The 18,341-nt window shown below is 59.5% G+C and carries 12 protein-coding genes and 2 pseudogenes; 7 read left to right on the forward strand and 7 right to left on the reverse strand.

Translation table 11 applies throughout. The features are described 5' to 3' along the window. Positions 1 to 99 precede the first annotated feature (99 nt). Both YH62_RS08260 and YH62_RS08265 read left to right on the forward strand, forming a co-directional pair. Positions 100 to 2,751 (forward strand): PD-(D/E)XK nuclease family protein, encoded by a 2,652-nt coding sequence (locus YH62_RS08260; protein ID WP_082118295.1) that lies wholly within the window; start codon positions 100 to 102, stop codon positions 2,749 to 2,751. Further along, positions 2,748 to 6,080: a UvrD-helicase domain-containing protein gene (locus YH62_RS08265; RefSeq protein WP_046793656.1), complete on the forward strand. Its 3,333-nt coding sequence runs from the start codon at positions 2,748 to 2,750 to the stop codon at positions 6,078 to 6,080. The genes YH62_RS08260 and YH62_RS08265 overlap by 4 nt, the downstream gene beginning before the upstream one ends. 260 nt (positions 6,081 to 6,340) lie before the next feature. Here YH62_RS08265 and YH62_RS08270 read toward each other — a convergent pair whose 3' ends face one another. The 4 genes from YH62_RS08270 to YH62_RS08285 form a co-directional block, all read right to left on the reverse strand. Then, entirely contained in the window at positions 6,341 to 7,519 is a 1,179-nt protein-coding gene (locus YH62_RS08270) for a restriction endonuclease (protein ID WP_046793757.1), read from the reverse strand. Positions 7,520 to 7,601: 82 nt separating this feature from the next. Further along, entirely contained in the window at positions 7,602 to 8,318 is a 717-nt protein-coding gene (locus tag YH62_RS29080) for an AbiV family abortive infection protein (RefSeq protein ID WP_052760369.1), read from the reverse strand. A 12-nt stretch (positions 8,319 to 8,330) separates the two neighbouring features. Next, complete coding sequence (locus YH62_RS08280; RefSeq protein WP_052760370.1) at positions 8,331 to 9,020, reverse strand: hypothetical protein; 690 nt, start codon at positions 9,018 to 9,020, stop codon at positions 8,331 to 8,333. Then, complete coding sequence (locus YH62_RS08285) at positions 9,017 to 9,529, reverse strand: hypothetical protein (protein ID WP_082118296.1); 513 nt, start codon at positions 9,527 to 9,529, stop codon at positions 9,017 to 9,019. Before YH62_RS08285 ends, YH62_RS08280 begins: the two co-directional genes overlap by 4 nt. A gap of 344 nt (positions 9,530 to 9,873) precedes the next feature. Here YH62_RS08285 and YH62_RS08290 point away from each other — a divergent pair, with 344 nt between their 5' ends. Further along, complete coding sequence (locus tag YH62_RS08290) at positions 9,874 to 10,935, forward strand: DUF3800 domain-containing protein (RefSeq protein WP_046793659.1); 1,062 nt, start codon at positions 9,874 to 9,876, stop codon at positions 10,933 to 10,935. A 6-nt stretch (positions 10,936 to 10,941) separates the two neighbouring features. Here the strand turns inward: YH62_RS08290 and YH62_RS08295 are convergent, their stop codons facing one another. The 3 genes from YH62_RS08295 to YH62_RS08305 form a co-directional block, all read right to left on the reverse strand. Beyond that, positions 10,942 to 12,096, reverse strand: coding sequence for an RHE_PE00001 family protein (locus YH62_RS08295; RefSeq protein WP_046793660.1), 1,155 nt, complete (start codon positions 12,094 to 12,096; stop codon positions 10,942 to 10,944). Positions 12,097 to 12,294: 198 nt separating this feature from the next. Next, a complete protein-coding gene (locus YH62_RS08300) occupies positions 12,295 to 13,542 on the reverse strand; it encodes a HipA domain-containing protein (RefSeq protein ID WP_046793661.1) in 1,248 nt (415 codons plus the stop codon). Continuing rightward, positions 13,535 to 13,870, reverse strand: a complete 336-nt coding sequence (locus YH62_RS08305; RefSeq protein ID WP_046793662.1) for a helix-turn-helix transcriptional regulator — start codon at positions 13,868 to 13,870, stop codon at positions 13,535 to 13,537. The genes YH62_RS08300 and YH62_RS08305 overlap by 8 nt, the downstream gene beginning before the upstream one ends. 231 nt (positions 13,871 to 14,101) lie before the next feature. Here YH62_RS08305 and YH62_RS08310 point away from each other — a divergent pair. From YH62_RS08310 to YH62_RS08325, 4 genes and pseudogenes are all read left to right on the forward strand, one after another. Further along, a pseudogene (locus YH62_RS08310) lies at positions 14,102 to 16,458 on the forward strand (hypothetical protein). Between the two features lie 50 nt (positions 16,459 to 16,508). Beyond that, positions 16,509 to 16,866: pseudogene (locus YH62_RS08315) on the forward strand (type II toxin-antitoxin system RelE/ParE family toxin). Beyond that, positions 16,856 to 17,179 (forward strand): DNA-binding transcriptional regulator, encoded by a 324-nt coding sequence (locus YH62_RS08320; RefSeq protein ID WP_046793663.1) that lies wholly within the window; start codon positions 16,856 to 16,858, stop codon positions 17,177 to 17,179. The pseudogene YH62_RS08315 and the gene YH62_RS08320 overlap by 11 nt, the downstream one beginning before the upstream one ends. A 314-nt stretch (positions 17,180 to 17,493) precedes the next feature. Next, a partial coding sequence (locus tag YH62_RS08325) for a nucleotidyltransferase and HEPN domain-containing protein (RefSeq protein ID WP_046793664.1) occupies positions 17,494 to 18,341 on the forward strand: 848 nt, incomplete at its 3' end.

Here is an 18,341-nt window from a genome sequence, read left to right on the forward strand (position 1 = left end):
CCCCCCGGGAATCATAAGCTTTTACTACGTAGCATTTGAGTAGATCGAGAGCCTGGGCAATGATCGAGACTCGGTCGAACAATAGCGTAAAGTAACAAGATGATCACTCGCTCTACCCACATCGTCGACGGTTTGCTAGCTTTGCGCAGCGCTCGCGCTGCAGCCGCCATGGGCGGTGCCATCGGCCGCGAAATCCTGACGCTTCCCCTTCTCGCCGGCCGCCTTGTCGGCGGGTTCACGACACCCGCAGGGACCGATGTACTTTACCCGGCGATCCAGGCAGCACTTGCTGCCGGCGGTTTTCAGGATATTGCCGACACCGCAGGTTTGCCGGGCATGCCACGGGCGGTCCTTCAATCGCTCGATTCGGTCTGGCGGACGGACTTGGATTTGGCCTCACTCGCCCACGAGGCGGCGCGATTCCACGACCTTGCCCTGATCGAGGCGAGAATCCGTGAGAGCATACCGGCTACCCATTTGCTACCGCGCGACCTTCGCGACGCGGCCGTCAAACGTGCCAATCACGCCCGCCGTCTGCTAGGATCCGTCACGCTTGCCGGAATCGTCGAGGTTGATCCGGTTTGGCGTCCGCTTCTCACTGCGATCGTGCGCGTCACCGACCTGTCCTGGGATATGCCGGACGGTGTGGAGCAGCCTTGGTTCGGCGGCGCGATCCGAAAGTGCGCAGCCCCTGGTCCCACACAGATTTCTGCCGAAGCGAGCGCCGATCCGAAGTCCGAGGTCGTGGAGGCGCTGAGATGGGCTAGGCGACTGCTATCGACGGGCCAGGTCAAGGCAGAAGACATCGCAATCGCCGCGACTTCGACGCAAGACTGGGACGACCACTTTCTTGCCTACGCGAGAAGTGCGGCGCTGCCGGTCCATTTTTCTCACGGCGTTCCGGCGCTGAGCACAGCGGACGGCCAGACCTGCGCCGCTCTCGCCGATATTCTAGTCAAAGGTCTCACCCAGGAACGCGTCTGGCGCCTAATCCGGCGCCTTCCGGCGCGGCCGTTCGCCAGGTCGCTTCCCGAAGATTGGTTCGCCAGCATTCCGAGAGGCGCAGCGTTACGGACGCTTGATCAATGGCGCGAAGCGCTGACGGCGGCCAGGCCCCGGCGGGCCGCGGCCGAGCTGGCCGAGCAAACGCTTCTGCCGATCCTCGATCTCCTTGCCCGAGGACCAGAGGCTGGAAGCGAAGCCGGGACGCGGCTTTTGAGCGGAGCCAGCCTGACGATGTGGGAAGAGGCACTGCGAAGCGCCCCGCCGCACGCAATTGCGCTATCGCTCCAAGCACTACGCGTCGCGGATCAACGCGAACCGGCCAATAGCGTTGTCTGGTGTCCGGCATCGCAGTTGGTGTCGTGTCCGCGACCGTTCACACGTCTCCTTGGCTTCACCAGCCGATCCTGGCCACGTTCGGACCATGACGATCCCCTAATCCCACATCATATGCTTGAGCGCCGCAAGCTGCATCCGGTGAGCACCGCCGAGCGAGACCGCCTTCATTTCGAGATCATAAGGGCACAATCGCGCGAGCAACTTGTCTTGTCGCGCGCTCAGCGAAACGCCAGAGGCGGCCAGCTATCACCAAGCACCTTGTGGCCGGGCGACTTGGTCGTTCACAAACGCGACCGTGTGCCAGAACACGCCTTCAGCGAAGCCGACAGATTGCTGGCGCGCGCCCGCGACGCCGGGCAGCTCGCCCATGTGCGCCAGGCTCAGCTCTGCTGGCGAAACTGGCAGTGGCGCGCGGATCTCACCGCACATGACGGATTGTCGAACGCCAATCACCCAGCGATCGAGGCGGCCCTGATGCGGGTCCAGTCGACGACCTCCTTGCAGCGTTTGTTGCGTGACCCACTGGGATTTGTTTGGCGATATGCGTTGGGCTGGCGCTCGGCTCGACAAGAGTCCGACCCGTTGGAGCTTGATCCAACGTCGTTCGGCGAGCTCGTGCACGAGTTGATCAGCGGTGCGATCTCAGCGCTCGAGCCCACGCCGGGTTTCGCGCGCGCAAGCGCCGATGAAATCGACGCAGCAATCGAAGGCTCTTCAGCGGCTATCCTCGCCGCATGGCCGTTGCAACGATCCGTTCCGCCGTCGATCCTCTGGCGCCATACGGTAACAGAAGCGGCCCGCAGGACGGCGAAAGGCCTTGCTTCCGACGATCCGGTGCGATCCGACACGCGAAGCTGGACCGAGGTGCCATTCGGCCAAATCGATCCGGTAGCCGAACAAGTGCCATGGGAGGCAACCTTGGCGGTTCCGATTGAGCCGACGGGCTTGGTCTTCGGCGGCCGGATGGACCGCCTGGATATTCGCGCGACCGGCGACGCCGCGCGGATCACGGACTACAAAAGTATCAAGCCGCCTCCAAGAGCCCAACGGATCACGCTTGGACAAGGGCGCGAGTTGCAGCGCGTGCTCTACGCAATTGCAGTGCGGACCTTGTTGCCCGAGGTCAGAACAGTGGTCGCGCGTCTGATTTATCTGGCGGATGACCCGGCAACCTTCGAGCTCAAGGGGGACGAACTCGACGATGCGGTCACCCACGCCACCGGCTACCTATCGGCGGCGACGGCAATTTTGCGCAGCGGCCGGATTGCGCCCCGTTGGGAGAAAGACGCGTTCTATGACGACATGCGTCTTGCACTTCCAGCGGACCGCGAAACTTATCTTCGTCGCAAAGCCTCTGAATTCCGCGCAGCCAACCAGCAGCTCAATAAGCTCTGGAGCGCCTCCACATGACGCTCGTCGATCAGGATAACCGTTGCCGGGCAATGGCAGACTTCTCGTCGATCCTGCTGGTGGAGGCGGCTGCAGGGACCGGGAAGACGTCGCTCATGGCCGGGCGCGTGGCAATGATGCTCGCCGCAGGTCATCGCCCCGGTGAAATCGCCGCGATCACCTTTACCGAATTAGCGGCAAGCCAACTTGCCGCGCGAATCAAGGAGACCGTCGAACTCCTGCTGGCGGGCAAGATTCCAGCTTTCCTGAAGGCGGTCATTCCGAACGGGCTCTCCGAGCAGCAGCGAAGCGCCCTTGTCGCCGCATCCACGCAACTCGACGAGTTGACTGCGACAACCATCCACGGCTTTTGTCAGGCGATCATTCGCAGCCATGGCGTCCAGGCCGGCCTTGATCCTGGCGCTCGCATCGCTGACGCGACCGTCGCTGATAATTTGTTCATGGCGGAATTATCAGCGTGGTTCTCACGCCGGCTCGCGATTGACGCCTCAGAGGACGATCCGATCGTCGTCTTGGCAGAGCAAATCCCGCTGCAAGTGGTCGACCTCGTCCGCGAACTTGCACTCCTCCGGCGCAAGCACGCCGATGCTCAGCCGATCGTTCCGCCCCGAGGCTTGAGACCTGACATCGACTTCGTCCAGGCGGTCGACGACTTCGAACGATGGAGAGCAAGCGTCGAGGAGGAGGTATGGGAGCGAGAAATCGCACAGGAGCTCCGAAGGCTTGCGACGCGCTACCAGGGCTGCTTCACCGGCGATCCGGATTTCCGCTCGCTGTGGCAGCTTTGCGACCCAGGATCGGGCCGGTTGTTTGGACGGAAGGGATTGCAGCTCAAGACCTATGACGAGGCCGCCCGTGGTTTTGGCGCTCACACCAATGACATTGGCAACGATGCTGGGCGGGCGCTGTACGAGGCGGTCAACGATGCATGGGGCCAGCTCATTGGCAACATCGCGAGCACGCTCGTCTGTTCGCTATCAGGCTCGCTTGACCAACTCCTGGAGAGCTATCGCGCCCGGAAACGCGCGGCGGCAATTTTGGATTTCGACGATCTGATAATTCACGTGCAGTCTCTCATGCGCTCACACGAAGAGGTTCGGCAGGCAGTTGGGCGGCGCTATCGGTATGTTCTGGTCGACGAATTTCAGGACACAGACCGCATTCAAATTGAAATTTTGTTCTCAATCGCTGCGACCGCCGAACGCCCAACGCATTGGGAGGCCGCGCGGCTGCGTGGCGGAGCACTTTTCCTTGTCGGCGATCCGAAGCAGGCGATCTATCGCTTCCGGGGTGCCGATATCGAAGCCTACGAGCTTTGCCGCAGGCTGATCCAAGGCCAGGACGGCGGAGCTATCATCGAGGTCACGGCCAATTTTCGATCGCTTAGCCCGATCATCCACCACGTCAATGCAAGTTTCGAACCGGTTTTTGCGAAGCCTTCGCAGCCCCGATATGTCGCTCTTGCTCCAACACTGTCCGACGTGTCGCAAACCCTCCCCTGCGTGGCACGTTCCACGATCGAGATCGCGACCGACGAGCGCATTTACGCAGAGACGTTCCGGGACGCCGAAGCCGAAAGAGTCGCGGATATCTGCGCAGGATTGGTCGGAAACCTGCCAATTCTGCGGGCCGACAACACGCGCACGCCCCTGCGGGCCGGTGACATCGCGCTGCTATCGCCGGGTCACACAGAACTCTGGCGCTATGAACGGGCGCTCGAACAGCGAGGCCTCGCGGTGTCGTCGCAAGCTGGCCAGACCTTGATGCGACGGCAGGAAACACAGGACGTCCTGGCGCTTGTAAGGGTGCTGGCGGACTCGTCGGATACATTCGCCTTCGGCGCATTCATGCGCGGTCCATTGGTTGGGTTCAGCGAACAGGAGCTGCTCGACATAACCGCCGCCCTATCCGCCGATGGGACGGGGCAAACCTTCTTTACGGTGCGCACAGACCCCGACTTGGTGCAGCATCCGCTGGCCAAGGACATTCTCATTCTGCTGCAGAGCCTGCGGCGCAAGGCGTCCGTCACCACCCCGAGCCTCATTCTCGCCGAGGCCCTCGAGCGTTTAAACGCCCGCGTCATCATCGCGGCGCGCCATGGTAACCGGAACGCGCGGGCACTCGCCAACCTCGATGCGCTAATCGAGAGAGCGCGCAGCTACGGAGTTGCCGGCCTGCGCGCTTTCGTCCGCGATCTCCACTCTGACTGGGAGCGCAAGGCGAGAGCACCGGAGGGTCGCATCGACGCCGCTGAGCATGCGGTCGAGATTGTCACGATCCACAGTGCGAAAGGGTTGGAATGGCCGGTGGTCATTCCGATCAACTCGACGACAGAGCTCTATCGGCCGGACCAGTTCGTTCACAGGCAATCTGACAACAGCCTGCATTGGATGATCGGTGGCGTCGCGCCCCCGGAGCTGGCTGCGGCGCGCGCGGCGGAAAGCCTCGAAGATGCCAATCAGCGGGAGAGAATTTGGTATGTGGCGTGCACACGGGCGCGAAACCTTCTGATACTTCCTCATATCCCCCAAGCGTCAAAGGATTCGTGGTTCAGCTCCGTCGATCTTCGTCAGCTTGAAGTCCCGGAGCTGGATCTTTCTTCATTCACGCCACTGACAAACCGTTCGGGCGCCTCTCAACCGAATGAACAATCGGCTCAAATTTTTGCGACGGAACAGCGTTTTGTCGAGGACAGCGCGCCGCCTCTGGTATGGCGTCGGCCGAGCGAGCATGACGGTGATCGTCTTGGCGATGCTCTCGACGGGGTGATCACCTTAGACAGCCAGGCCGAGCGTCTCGAAATTGCAGGCGCCGGCGCTCGGCGCGGGGTGATCTTGCATAAACTTATGGAGGAGCTCCTAACCGGCGAACTCGCGAATGAACTGGCGGCGAGCGTCTCACGCGCCCGCTTCCTACTCGATCAGCTAACGCCTGGCACCGAAGATGATCGGGCGCGACCCGATCCCAATGAAATGGCGGCGGCGGCCCTTCGTACGCTTGCCTTGCCTGAAATTGCTGAGCTGCGGCCTCGTCTAGTGCCTGAAATGCCAGTCTGGGCGTCGGACGAGAACGTTCTTGTCGCCGGTCGTGCAGATGCTTTGGCCATCAGCGACCAGGGTATCGACACCGCATTTGATTGGAAGTCGGATGTCAATCCCACGCTCGCCGTTCGCAAAGCACACGCGCAACAATTGCGTGACTATCTCTCGGCGACCCATGCCGCTCGGGGAGCTGTTGTCTATCTCACCAGCGGCGAGATTGTCTGGGTCGAAGCTGAAAATGGCGAGCACGTATCGCGAGAGCCGGTCGCCGACCGTGACGCGCCTTGAAGCCGGCGCGCGCTGGAAGTCACCAAGAAGCTTGCGGTCCGCTTGTTGGCGGTGCACGGCCGTTTCCAGCGTGACGTCCGAATTCGCGAAGCGGCATTTCCGCGTCTTAATTGCCGCGGCGACAAGTCTACGACGGCAGCACCACTCCCGGATCGGCACGAGCTGCCGCCCAGACGGCTTCTCAACCACAGCGGTCGGGCGGCTTTCAGACGCCCGCAGCGTGTAGTCCCAATTCGGGCGAGTTAGCGCCCAAAGGCCGATCAGTGTCCGCGTAAACCGAACTCCGCGATAATAGCAGGCCGAGCGGCCAAGAGGCGTTCGAGATGGCTCTCGGGCCACATCTCAATGCGCGGCGACGCGCCATTTGCATTGTGCTGCTCGATCCAAGTCACGGCATCAGCGGTGAAGCGCCCGCTGGTTGCTATGATCAGCACATCGACCCTAGGATTGGGCCAAAGCGACATTTGATCCTTCGTCGACGAGACCTCAGAGAGGCTCACGCTACGGCTCGTCCAATGCTTACACTGTATTACAACACGAAGGCGCAACGTGCCCGACAGCTCGTCCTGAATCACGCGCATCACAGATAGATCTCGACCTCTGTCAGGCGCTCTCGTCTGCATCAGCCACTCTGGATTCTCGTAGCCCAGGGTGTCGCTGATGAGCGTGAAAATCAGACGTTCAAAAGTCTGGTCATCGATCTTAGACCAGCTCAATGCCGTCGTGATTGGGCCAGTGGGCCGCGTGGCGACCAAGGCCGACAAGTCCTCGACCTGGACAGGGACCGCCTCGTTGACGCCGTACAAACCCTTACGCAGGCTGTCCTTTACGTCAGGCCAGTCCATCGCTTCGATATCGTGGAGGTCGCCGACGCATCCAAAATGAATGTGCCGCATCATGTCGGACCACCGCGCCGGCTTCTTCACGCTCGAACCAAGCAGCACCTCAATCTGCTTCATGTGCTCACGCATGTCGCTCCATACTTCTTTGTCGATCTGCTGCCGGCGTTCTGCGTCCACGCCTACGACCGCGCGAACCCCTCGAAGGTCCGCATCGATCTGATCAATCAAACCGATGAGCGCGTCACGGATAAGTGCCCTTCGCATATTGTTGAACCGGAAGCGGTACTCCTGCAGTTCACGCCCTGGCTCCTCGATCCAGCGTTCGACGGATACATGCGCGCTTGGCTCATCGAGCTCCATCGCATCCAGCCGGCTTTGCGCGAGCCCGTCGAGATCGGGAGGTGTCGCCGTCGGCTTCCATCCCCCGATTTTCGGAAGGCTTGCGACGAGAACATCGAAAGAGCGCGCCCGATCCTCGTATTCGACATTCCCACCGAAAGCGATTCCAGTCGGGATCAGCGCTGCCATCTCGTCCCAGAGCCGTTCCAGCTTGATGAGATTGGCTTCCGTCGCCTCGAACTGCTCGAGAGCCGCCATGATAGCACTACCTGTTGCATCCGACCTAAGCATGCGTCTCCACTCCGCCTCGCCATGGAGGCAACACAATGAAACCGAGTCTTTACTGAAACCCCTCTCTCAATTTTGCCTTTCCTGCCTCCAGAAAGCGCGACAACATCGCTTCCATCGCCTCGGCGAGATTGTCGGGCTTTTCCGCCCGCAGCTTTTCCGATTCCTCCACAAGGCTAGAAAGCACGTCCCGGAGAACTTCCGGCGACGCCGTCAATGTCCTCAATGTCTTCAATCCATTCTGCGCATAACCAAGAAACTCGGCGTTTCTCTCGGTGATCTCTTCAAGCATTTCGCTGGTAATGCGTTCATTTGGCGCAACGAACTCGCCGCCAACCCAGTCCACATAGAACGACGCGTTCTTGTTTTGATTTGACTCGCGATGAAATTCGTCTTGAGCCTTCCTGAACGCTTCCATCGCGGCGTCCCAGTCGCCACGCGCTCGCGCCTCCCGCTCGTCCTCGGATGGTTCGAGCATGTAAGCATTGGATTTGTTTTTCGACGAATGCCGCGCAAACGCGGCCAAGACCTTCTTCTGATCAACCTCAAGGCCGAGGACAAGGCTAACACCCCACGCTCCAAGATTGTTCACCTTCGAACACTCCTCGAGCGAAATCTGGTGCAGGCAAAGGGCGCGGGCCACCGCACCGGCCTTTGCCAGCAGCTCCGCCTCAAAGAAGAGCTGCTCCGCATTGGCGAACATCTTCTCTGCGCCCTGGAGCAGAGCGTCCAATGACGCTTCATTCTCACTCGCCTTGCTATCCGCCATGCATGCTGCCCCTCAGTCGTTCGTGTCCATATCCACCTCCGCGATCAGCTCTTCGGCCAATTCCGAAAGCCACGATGAGACATCATCAATCTGCACCGCGTTGCCGTGAACCGCGTAGTAGTCGCCGACTGTTCGAAATCTCTCTCCGAACCGATCCGCAAACATTTTCTGCAGCTTGCTGTTTCTGCTCAGCACGCTCGACATTGCCCGGCCACCTCGCAAAAACCTGATCGCATGTTCGGTCCCGAGCAGATAGAGGTGCTTGCGCTTCATCGTTGGATGTTCGGCAAGCAGCAGATAATCCTTGAAAACGGAATTCTGGCGGATCGTTTCCGCGCCGCCACGCCATCGGATGAACTTGAATTCGGCAACCCGAACGTTGGTCTCAAGATCGAAGTCGCGGCCCGTATTCCCGGCGCCGAGCGACACAGATTCGACCCGCTCGTCCGGCTCGAGAATGTGGGGCAGGCACATTAGGATGCCGAGCGCATGGATCGTGACGTTGATTTGGCCGGCCAGCCGCTTCATCCCCGCAGCCGCCGCGAGAACTTCGCGGCCGGCCCCTGCACTTTCGAGGAAGCCGGTGCAGTCTCCTGCCGTAACGCCGCGAACCGCGCCTTCGATGCGCGAAAGCGTTTGTGTAAGGTCCGGACCAGTGAATCGTCCGACCAGCTTGACGATCTCGGCCGGGTCCGCGGTCAATCTGCTCCCTCCAGCTCGAGGTGCATCCATCCCGTCAACTCTTCATCCAGTTCGGAGTCAACATAGACGTCGCAACGAGGGGCAACCCCCGCCTTCACGTCGATCACCAGATGAAGGCCGACCCTATAACCATAGGGTCCAGCTTGCTCGGTCATGCCCTTGAGCTTCCGGATGTCCCCCTCGAAGTCCTTGTTCGTCGACTTCTTGACCTCGACGACCAGCAAGTTCTCCCTCTTTCCGACCCGATGCACAATGAGGTCAGGCACGATGGCGTCCTTGCCAATCAGTTCATGATCGCTGAGACCGTATCGAAGACGCTTTATGACATCTTCGCGGCGATTCCATTCGAGATCGATCGACCAACCGGCATACTGCCCATGCAGTAGATCGCGAATTCGAGCGACAAGCGCGCGTTCGGCCGGATCGGCATAAGCAAGATCCTTGTCCTGCAGCAGTGCGCGCACTGCGGCCGCGAATACTGAAAGTATTGCCTGCAAATCGTCCCTCATGACACTCACATATCATGAAATACTTCTAAAAAAATCGGGGGCTTCCACGTGAACATCGAAATCGGCAGCAAGAATGCGATAGCGCCCGCCGGGCGCTTCAGCCCGACGTCTCCCGAACGCAGCAGACCGCTGCGGTTATCGGACACTGGGTCGCCTGGCGTCACTCGCCCTCTGAGCCGTCTCCGTTTTCGTGCATTCGCAGCTCACGGCCAGCACACCTAGCCTTTTGCGCCGCCAGCCGTCCCATCGATTTCGCCTAAGAGAAGGGATAACTTAAAAGAAAGCGGGAGGAGATCCCTCTTAGGAGAAGCGAAAGAAGTATCGACATGCCGGGAAACACAGACATGGAATGCTTTCGCATCGATGAAAGCGGATATACGGGGTTTGACCTCCTCAATGAAGATCAGCGGTTCCAGGGCGCTTCCGCGATTGCCGTCAGCAACGAGGATGCCGCACGCCTTATCAAGGAACACTTCCCACGGCTCCAAGCGTCGGAACTTAAATATCGCTCGCTGTCGCGCCGCCCTGCCAATCACCAGAGGCTGCTCTTGTTGCAGCGCGATCTTCTTACCCACTACAAGAGCGTGACCTATGTCTGCCACAAGCGCTTCCTGCTTGTGCTTATGTTCCTAGACTATGCCGTCGAGCCCTTCTACTACGAACGGGGCATCAACTTTTACGAACATGGGCAGAACTACGCGATGGCGTCGTTGCTCACAATGGCGGGGCCCACGCTTCTCGGACGGGCAGCCTTCGACAATATGCTTGCGGCATTCCAGCACGCTGCCAAGGAGAAGACGCCAGACGCTCTGAAAGCGCTCGTCACAGCCGCTCGGTCAACAAGATGGCGAGAATTTCCCGAAGCGTTGGGACCACTTGCCCAGTACGCCGCACCCGAATGTCTCTCGGCAATCGCAACGCCCGGTGTGAGCACTGACGCTGCACTGGTAGTATTGCAGTCGCTCATCAGCCGAATGGAGGTAATGGCGGAGGGAGCTTATCGCGTCGAGCACGACCAATCGAAGAATTTGCTCACCTACCACGACCTCCTGAAGCGCTTCATCGAGCATGACCAAGAAATCGAGTTCCACCAAACCGAAATCGCATCCATTAAATTCCCCCTCAAGCTCGCGGAAGTGACGCAGGTCGATTCCAAGAGGAGTTCCGCCGTGCAACTCGCCGATGTCATGATCGGTGCCGCGATCGAAGCTGCAAACAGTATGACGGGCCTTCGGTCCGGTGGGCCTGATCCCGAAGCGGTCATGTCACTCTATGCCGACAATCAATTCATCCATTTGATCCCATCCGTCGACTTCGAGGAGCAGCGGCGTTTCAGGCAAGGTACCCAGGCGGCCGAGCTAATCGACTATTTTTCTACAAACTTCTTTGGTTCACGCGGAACCTGACGCGCATCATACGCCCCACGCCCGAAACCTCCCCCTCCCCGTCATCTCCCGCAGCCCGAGCTCCTCGACGATCCTGCCCCCCGCCTGCGGCGTCACGCCAACCGCCTTGACGATCATGCCGGCCGACACCAGCGGCCGTGGCATCACCAGGTCGACCAGTTCCGGCAGTTTTGATGATGTGCGCCGACCAACCAGCCTTCGCTCCATCGAGTGCCGGGCAAGGGTCAGCCGGTCGTGTTCCTTGAGGCCGAGCTCCGCAGCGGCGATGAGACCGGCGAGAATGGCCAGCAACCGGGTTTCGCGATCGCGATGCCGGCGGCGATCGACGGGTATCGACTTGAGCCCAAGATTGAAGGCGGCCAAATGCGCCGCCGTGGTGAGGCCCGCCTGACGCAGAATCGACGCAGCGAGCAGCCGGCCGAGCCAGGGCGCATGCTGCAAAACTTCGAGGGTATTCCAGGCGTCGAGGGCGACAATCGCCTGCAGCACCGGTGGGAAACTGTCGAGCTCGCGGAGGACTGTCCGCCATTCCCCGAGCCGTTCGTCCTCGTCCCAATCGAGATCATAGATGAAGGGATCCTTTTCGCGACCGCCGGCGCGGCTGGGCGCCGTGGCTTCTGTGAGTACCGCTTCCGAGCGCGTGAGCACAGCGTCGATCGCCGCCAGCTCTGCCGCGAGCGGATCAGAAACATCAGACCCCTCCCCTCCTCCGTTCTCCACCTCATCAGCGGGTGTCGGCTCGTCATCGGCCGCGACAGGACCTTCCACGGCGAGTGTTTCGCTGGCGGCGCCGTCGGCGACGATTTGCCCCTGCCCGCGCAGGCTGCGCAGACCGGCGGCGCTGAGCGCCCAGCCGGCCGGCTGCGCCGCGATGCGCCGTCTCGTGCGCAGCACATCGCGGGCGATGGTGAGTTCGTGGGTGGGGGTGCGGATGTCGCGCGTGGCGTCGTGGAGCACGAGGTCCTCGAGATGGACGAGTTCGCCGTCGATCCACAGCGAGGCGCAGGCATCGGCGAAATTCTGGCGTTCGATCCAGCCCCGCCCGACCGGCGAACGGGCGATGCGCTCGTCGAGACGGGCGAGTGCGATGCCGGCGTCGGAAATCGGCCGCAGCAGGGTCTGCATGGGTAATTTTGAAACATCATAAGGCATTGAAATCATGGTAAATGATTTGATAAACGAACTCTATCTCGGAGTTATCATTCCTCACTCCCGATGATGCCCCAGCGCACCGCTGGCCATCGATAAGTATCGGTTATCGATGGTTACATCTTTATCAATCATTTATTCTTTGAATAAGCTTTGGTAGCCGTGGACTCATTTGGAAAACACCCGGTTAAATCTAGCTCGTCGTCTTCATTACAGCGCAGACGCTCGCTTCAGGTCGTCATGCTCGAATGCACTTGCCATACGATTGATTTCGCTGCTTCGCGCTCCGGCTGCCCTGGCGGTCTCACGCCAAGTCGCGGTGACCGTTGCAACCTCCTTGATGATGGTTCGTGCCTGGGCCAGCGTCAGCGCAAAATATTCTGATGCAGCCTGCAATAGATCGAGGGAGCAGGTGCCTTCGTCCAGATCTATGTTGGTCGTCAGCACCCGTGCCTTAAGATCGCTCGGAACGGGGTTGAGATCGTAGGCCGGCGAAAGCGACCAGCCGGCTCTGCCCAGCCATAGAAATCCGTGGTTGCGCAGATGATCGTCGACGTTGGAGATCAACACGTTGAAAACCACGCGCCGATAGAGAGCGTGCGCGTCGGTCTTCCCTTGCGCTCCGCGCTCCGCGAGTGCATCGACAATTTCGGGATAACTGCCGCGCTCGCCATCCCTGGCACCCATCATCGCCATCGCTGACAGAAACGGAATGCGGATGGCCCCGTTCCGGTCGAAGCGTCGAGACAACATGACGGCTTTGCCAGCCACTTCGATGAGCTCGTGTTGCGGAGTGGCGATGCCGGCCTGGTCAGCAAGCCGGAGGGCGATCTCCTCCCAGGTCTCCATACTGTATTCGTCGGTCTCTTTCGGAAACTTAGCAATGGAAAGATGGCCATGCTGATCGATGACCGAAGCTTTCGGGCGGGCGCCGCCCAATGACGAACCGGGAGCGAAAATGAGCTGCAGGTCTTCGTCTGTCTCTTCATCACGCAAAATGCGCTCGGTGATCTGCAGAAACCGACCAAGCTCGATGACGGCTGGGACGCCAGTTTGGATGGGAGCCTGGAAGATCTCCTCCCCGACCCACCGGAATCGAAGCGCGCCGAGACGAGTTTCGTCGGCAACCCCCAGCAGGTAGTCACTTTCGGCGAGGGTGCGAACAGCTCGCGCCTCGCGTTCCGCGTTGCGACGCTCGGCGCGTTGCATGAGCCGTCGTCCCCAGGTGTCGGGGGCGGAGTCGCCGATAGATCCGAACGTTGCCAATCCTGCCGGCGGAGCAAAGGCCCCACGGGTCAATGCAATCGCGGGTTCCAACGAGAACCGATCAGGATCCTTCAGCCAGGCATCGTCATACTCGAACAGTATGGTCTCGGAACCGCGGATACGATTGCTCCTCGCAAGACCAATTCTGCGGGTCTCCCCACCAAGATCGATATGAACTTCGAAGTCAGCCATCGCGAGACAATCCCGATGCGGACTTCAGGCGAACGCGCTTCGGCAGATCGGCAGTGGCAAGTGCCTGGCCGACACTGTCGTTGCTGATGTCAGCAACCTTGGTCAGCCCGTCGAGTAGCCCTAACGCTAGGAGAACGCCCGCATAGATTCCGATGCTGACATTCGTGTCGCCCGCCTCGATCTTTTGCAGCGTGGAGCGCGAGGTAAAGGCTCGCTCTGCCACCACTGCCATCGGCAGCTTACGTCGGCGCCGGGCATCCTGGATATCGGCACCGAGCTTTCGCAAAGCCCGCCTAACGGCTACCGATGGCTGATGGGGGGTAGGCATATGGGACCTTCGCGCTACAGAATTCGCCTTTATGTAGCACGAAGCTCACAATAGTTCTAGTACGGCGTACTGCTCCGTCAGAAGGGTAGCCTGTGCGTGTGAATGCTTCACTGGGCCTTTGCGACATCCGGTCACCTGCCTACCTGTTCGCTCTGGACGTTACATCCTTTGTTAAACGAGAGCTTCTATTTCGGCTCGCCCTCGGCATTGGGGCCGAGAAGGAAAATTAGCATGCCGAAACAAGATATTGCCTCACGTCAGTTTCAACGAAAAATCTCGGAATTCTGTAATGTGCGCATCGCACCGTGCACATCCAAACGGGCCTTGGAGAGTATAAGGCCCTACCTGAGAAGCTTAATCATTTATCGCAAGTCACCGCCCTTGCTGAATGGCCGCATCAACTGGACGGCCATTGCGGATGCCTGCGGGATCGAAGACGACCTGACACCGGAGCTGAAAAAGCAGCTCCGTCCTGGCCTCGACGCCATTATCCGCTGGCTCGGCGCGCCGGCGGCTTTGGAAGACAGTCGACCATCAAATCCGAAAAGCAAAGCGGCCAAGCCTGATATCCGCGCGCCAACGTCGACCACATCGTCCACGCGCAAGCCGCAAAGAATGGGAAATGACGGGGCTGCCTTCCAATCCGCTTCAGCACAGAGAGGCCCAGAGCCGAAACCGATACAGGAATTTCCGGAACCGCTGTTCGAGGTAGCGGACGATCCGGAAAGTTTCCACGACGCGCTCGTCTATCACATGCGCCGGTTCGGCGATAGCTATTGGCAGCTCTACCGTGCCATCGTTCGCCTCGGTGAGACTGTCGACGAAAAGACCCTGTTGTCGTGAATCCAGGGCGAACGTGCACCAAGGTCCATTGCTAGTTTCGATATCCTCTCCCGCATCGAGCGACGCTACCAACTCGCGGAAGGATATTTCAAGGCCAAGATGCCTCACCAATCCCGATCGCTCCACGGTCATGATCTCGGTGACATCAACCCCGCCGAGCGGAGAAGACTGGCTTGGCACCTGCCCGATAACTTTGGCAGCCTCCCACTTCCGAAGCGAGAGGAAATACTCGACTGGATGCGTCGAGTCATCATCTCCGGCTCGACCGATTATCGCCGCTACCAAGCCACCGCCAGCAAGCAGCGTTATGCCATCCGCTTTCCGGGTGTCACCTATGGTAGAGGCTCCTTATCTCCCCGGTCGTCCCTTCTCGCCACTAGCACCAGTAGCAGCGCGGAGAATTCCATCGAGGATCCGGACCTGCTTTCCGGCGTGGCCGACGCACCGCCTCGGCTGGCGATGGAAATGGCGGACCTGATCCGCTTTAAGACGTCGACGCTGACGGCGATAGGTTTCCAGCGCAACGGCGTCTGGGGCGAGGAAACGGCATCGCAGAAGATCGAGCATCTCAGGCTCATGTTCGGCGCGCTCGCCGCTTCGTCTGCCGGCATCGTCAAAGGCGGCGGTATCCCGCTCAGCCAGTTGACCTTCGGCCTGCTGATCTTTCCAGGCGTCTGGGACTGGTATTTGCAATGGCGTGAGCAGCGGCGTGGCTTCTACACCAAATGGGAAGAGGACATGCTGATGGTGGCACAAGCTCTTACCCGGGCGGGGGTCGGCTGGATCCGCCAGCACCCGGAGCTTCTGAAAAATGTCCGGCCGATCGAAGGATTGATCGCACCGGAAGAGATCGAGTTCGCGGCGCGCGACTGGCACAGCGCTTCGATGCGTTTCACCGTCATGCCGCCAATCGTTCCAAAGAAATCCAGCGGGTCATGCGTGTCCATCGCGATCCATTCGAACCCATCATGTGCGTTCTCGAAGCCGACAGCCCTCTTGCGGAATATCGCAAGATCGCCGATGAGATCTTGAAGCGTATGCCAGATGAAGACCGCTATCCACGATCGGCGGCGGAGGCAGTCCGCTCTTTCCTGATGCTTCGGCTCGGGCTGCACTTGGGGCTACGGCAGAAGAACCTCCGCCAGCTTCGCGTGTGCCCGCGTGGCCATTTTCCGACCTCCGAACGCCGGCTGGAAGACATGAAATGTGGCGAGCTGCGATGGAGCGATCGCGAGCGCGGCTGGGAGGTGCTGATCCCATCGGTCGCCTTCAAGAACTCAGGCTCGTCCTTCTTCGGACAAAAACCATTCCGGTTGATCCTGCCGGACCTACTCGATCTCTACAAATACCTCGAGGCCTATATCGATCGCCACCGCAGTGTATTGCTCGGCCCGGCAAAGGATCCCGGCACGCTGTTCGTCAAAACAGTGAAAACAACCAGCCTGGACGCGGCATACGATTCCACCAAGTTTTACGAAGCCTGGCGGACCGTGATCCAGCGCTACGGTATCTATAACCCGTATACAGGTCGTGGTGCCATCAAAGGCCTGCTGCCGCACGGCCCGCACAATCTTCGGGATATTCTGGCGACCCATATCCTCAAGCAAACCGGATCTTACGAACAGGCAAGCTACGCGATCCAGGACACGCCGGACGTGGTGCAGCAGCACTACGGACGTTTCCTGCCTCAGGACAAGGCCGCGCTTGCTGCCCGAATTCTGAATCAGGTATGGAAGGCTGCATGACTTTCCCTTTCAAACCTTGATGGATATAGCACTTAGTGCTATATATATAGATATCAGAACGAGTGTTCAAAACAGCGTGGTTTACCAAAGCGGCGAAGAAGGCGCGGATCTCAGACAACGCGTTGTCGAAGGCAATCCATCAGGTTGCCCTTGGGCAGGCCGAATCTCGGCGGTGGCGTCTTCAAGAAGCGGCTCAACGACAACATGCATCGTTCAATCGTTCTGGGAAAGGCCGGAGAGTTCTGGGTGTTCGCCTATCTCTTCGCCAAGAAGGATCGGGCGAACATCGATAATGACGAACTTCTAGCGTTCCGGAAGCTCGCAGACCTCTACCGTCGCAAGACGAAAGCCGACCTGGAAGCGGAAATCGTGACCGGTGCCCTGTTGGAGATTGACCATGGCGACTAAACGCAAGTTCAAAAGCGATGCCTTCGAGGCGATTCATAGCGCTGTCGAAGGCATGTTTGCTGCTGGGACCATCGACAAGGAAACGATGCGGACCTTCGATGAAGATTGCCTTGTGATCCCGCAGGAACTGACGCCTGACGAGATCAAGGCGCTCCGCGAGAACAACCATGTAAGCCAGCCGGTGTTTGCCCGTTATCTGAACACGAGCCAGTCGACGGTCCAGAAATGGGAAACGGGGGCTAAACGGCCGAGCGGGCCTGCGCTCAAGCTCCTGTCGCTCGTGCAAAAGCACGGGCTGCAGATGCTCTCATAACGGGACCGCCCAGTCGGTGCGTAAAATTCCGAACTCTCGAACAGAAGTATAACTGCCCGACAGTAGTGCTTATCTGAGGCGAGATGGCCAATCACACGGCCATCTAAACTTACCTGCCCATCCGAGGATGGAGAAGGCTCGGTCTGGAGAATCCTTGCCACAAGCTTAGATTGCTTTTTCATTTCATGAGCAACCTCTAAGAACTCACGGCGTCATTCGTTATCCCAGATAGATCAATCTTCAATTCTTTCATAACGTCAAATCCATGAATTCCGGTAGTAGACGGCGAATCGCCTTTGCCCTATCGATGGGATATGAAATCGAGCCTCGAACATCTGCCCGAGAAGAAGCAGCGGGAGCTTGCCCGCGTCGTCGAGATCATCCACGAGGAGTTTGCCGATACACTCGCGGGAAGCTCGGCCACGTTCAAGACGCGCGGGCGGATCCTGAAGATCATCCTGTTCGGCTCGTATGCCCGCGGCACCTGGGTGGACGAGCCACACACGATGAAGGGCTACCGCTCCGATTACGATATCCTCGTCATCGTCAGCTCCAAGAAACTCGCCGAGCCGCAATACTGGGACAAGGCGACCGACCGGCTGCTATGGGACAAAGGTGTCTCGACGCCGGTCGGGCTGATCGTGCATGGCGCCCGCGAGGTGAACAACTTCCTGGCCGACGGGCAGTATTTCTTCGTCGACATCCTGCGTGAGGGCATCGTGCTCTACGAACTCGACGACCGGCCGCTGGCCGAACCGAAGCGGCTCAGCCAACTCGAGCGCTATCAAGTAGCTAGTGGGCACTTTTCCGTCATGTTGCCGGCATCTGAACGTCTCATCGAAACCGCGCGCTTCAATCTCCAAAAAATGACCGGGGATTCAGAATGGGCAAAAGATGCGGCTTTCACACTGCATCAAGCTATCGAGCGATTGTATTCGACTTTCTTATTGACGCTGACCAATTACAGCCCGCCATCACACAACCTCAAATTTCTGCGCGGCCTCGCTGAGGATCACGACCGCCGGCTCATCGAAGCCTGGCCGCGCGACCAGCACCGCTTCACCGCCTGGTACAACATCCTCAACGAGGCCTATGTGAAGGCGCGCTATTCAAAGCATTTCGAGATCACCGAGGAAGCACTCGCCTGGCTTCTCGAACGGAC

Origin of the sequence: Rhizobium sp. LC145 (assembly GCF_001005825.1) — a bacterium.
GTDB lineage: Bacteria > Pseudomonadota > Alphaproteobacteria > Rhizobiales > Rhizobiaceae > Neorhizobium.